3 protein-coding genes are annotated in these 2,115 nt (G+C 68.1%); 2 read left to right on the top strand and 1 reads right to left on the bottom strand.

Going from position 1 to position 2,115, the window contains the following annotated elements:
* A partial coding sequence (locus tag B9S61_RS16785) for a cbb3-type cytochrome c oxidase subunit I (RefSeq protein ID WP_103542992.1) occupies positions 1 to 1,542 on the top strand: 1,542 nt, incomplete at its 5' end.
* 28 nt (positions 1,543 to 1,570) lie between these two features.
* Entirely contained in the window at positions 1,571 to 1,912 is a 342-nt protein-coding gene (locus B9S61_RS16780) for a hypothetical protein (protein WP_103542991.1), read from the top strand.
* Positions 1,913 to 1,933: 21 nt separating this feature from the next.
* Here B9S61_RS16780 and B9S61_RS16775 read toward each other — a convergent pair.
* Positions 1,934 to 2,115, bottom strand: a 182-nt coding sequence (locus B9S61_RS16775) for an adenosylcobinamide-GDP ribazoletransferase (protein ID WP_181007396.1), incomplete at its 5' end; no start/stop codon positions are given.

The raw sequence follows: 2,115 nt of genomic DNA, 5'->3' as shown, positions 1-2,115 counted from the left end.
GTGATGCGCGCCGAGCTGGCCCGGCCGGGTCTGCAGATCGTGTCGAACGAGCAGTTCAACCAGGCGTTCACGATGCACGGCACGATCATGCTGCTGATGTTCGCGACGCCGCTGTTCGCCGGTTTCGCCAACTGGATCATGCCGCTGCAGATCGGCGCGCCCGACGTGGCGTTCCCGCGGCTGAACATGTTCGCCTACTGGCTGTACCTGTTCGGCTCGCTGATCGCGGTGGGCGGTTTCCTCACCCCGGACGGCGCGGCGAGCTTCGGCTGGTTCGCCTACACCCCGCTGTCGGACGTGGTCCGGTCACCGGGCTTGGGCGGTGACCTGTGGATCATGGGTCTGGCCTTCTCCGGCTTCGGCACGATCCTCGGCTCGGTCAACTTCATCACCACGATCATCTGCATGCGCGCTCCCGGCATGACGATGTTCCGCATGCCGATCTTCACCTGGAACGTGCTGCTGACCGGTGTGCTGGTCCTGCTCGCCTTCCCGGTCCTGGCGGCCGCGCTGCTCGCGCTGATGGCGGACCGCACGTTCGGGGCGCACATCTACGACGCGGCCAACGGCGGCCCTCTCCTGTGGCAGCACATGTTCTGGTTCTTCGGCCATCCGGAGGTGTACATCATCGCGCTGCCGTTCTTCGGCATCGTCTCCGAGATCATCCCGGTCTTCTCCCGCAAGCCGATCTTCGGCTACATGGGTCTGATCGCCGCGACGATCGCGATCGCCGGCCTGTCGGCGACGGTGTGGGCGCACCACATGTACGCGACGGGCGGCGTACTGCTGCCGTTCTTCTCCTTCATGTCCTTCCTGATCGCGGTGCCGACCGGTGTGAAGTTCTTCAACTGGATCGGCACGATGTGGAAGGGGTCCCTGAGCTTCGAGACCCCGATGCTCTGGTCGATCGGCTTCCTGGTCACCTTCCTCTTCGGTGGTCTGACCGGCGTCGTCCTGGCCTCGCCGCCGCTGGACTTCCACGTCACGGACTCGTACTTCGTGGTGGCGCACTTCCACTACACCGTCTTCGGGACGGTCGTCTTCGCGATGTTCGCCGGCTTCTACTTCTGGTGGCCGAAGTTCACCGGCAAGATGCTCGACGAGCGTCTCGGCAAGATCACGTTCTGGACGCTCTTCACCGGCTTCCACGGCACCTTCCTCGTCCAGCACTGGCTGGGTGTCGAGGGCATGCCGCGCCGGTACCCGGACTACCTCGCCGCCGACGGCTTCACCGCGCTGAACACGGTCTCCACGATCGCCTCGTTCCTGCTCGGGCTGTCCCTCCTGCCGTTCTTCTACAACATCTGGAAGACCGCCAAGTACGGCAAGCCGGTCGATGTCGACGACCCCTGGGGCTACGGCCGTTCGCTGGAGTGGGCGACCTCCTGCCCGCCCCCGCGGCACAACTTCCTCACCCTGCCGAAGATCCGCAGCGAATCCCCGGCGTTCGACCTGCACCACCCGGACGTCGCCGCGATCGACGACCTGGAGAACCATCCCCAGGCCTCCGTGACCGTCGCTCCAGGTGACAAGCAGCGATGAGACCGCGGCCCGGAGCGAGGAGGAGCGCGTGAACCCCCGTCGGGACAGCGACCCCGGTCTGACCCGGCTCGAGGGCCACCTCCTGTGGGCCGCAGAGGTCGAGGAGGCCCGGCGGCGGGCCGACCGGTTCACCGGGGAACTGCCGTGGCTGACCACCGCGCAGCGCGAAGAGGTGGAGCGCGTCTACCGGGCCGACCGGATCGCCGCCTCCCGGGCCGCCCTGGTACGGATCTGCGACCGGGCCACCGAACTGCGCGCCGAGTACGAGACCCGCTACCGGCGGCTCCGGGCACGTTGCGTCGCCCTGGCGTTCCTGGCGCTGGCGAGCGGGGCGGGCACGGCGCTCACCGCGGTCCTCACCCGGCCGTGACCGTCCGGTCCCGGTGGGCTCTCAGCCGAGCGAGGACACGACGAGCGCGGTCGTCGCGGCCGTCTCCGCGAGCCCGCCGAACACATCGCCGGTGACCCCGCCGAAACGGCGGACACAGTGCCGCAGCAGCAGTTCGGCGACGGCGACGGCCGCCACCACGGCGAGCACCGCACGCAGGACGTCGAACGCCCCCAGGAACGCGC

Source organism: Streptomyces sp. SM1 (assembly GCF_002910825.1).
GTDB lineage: Bacteria > Actinomycetota > Actinomycetes > Streptomycetales > Streptomycetaceae > Streptomyces > Streptomyces okerensis.
This window is presented reverse-complemented; position numbering and strand designations above follow the sequence as displayed.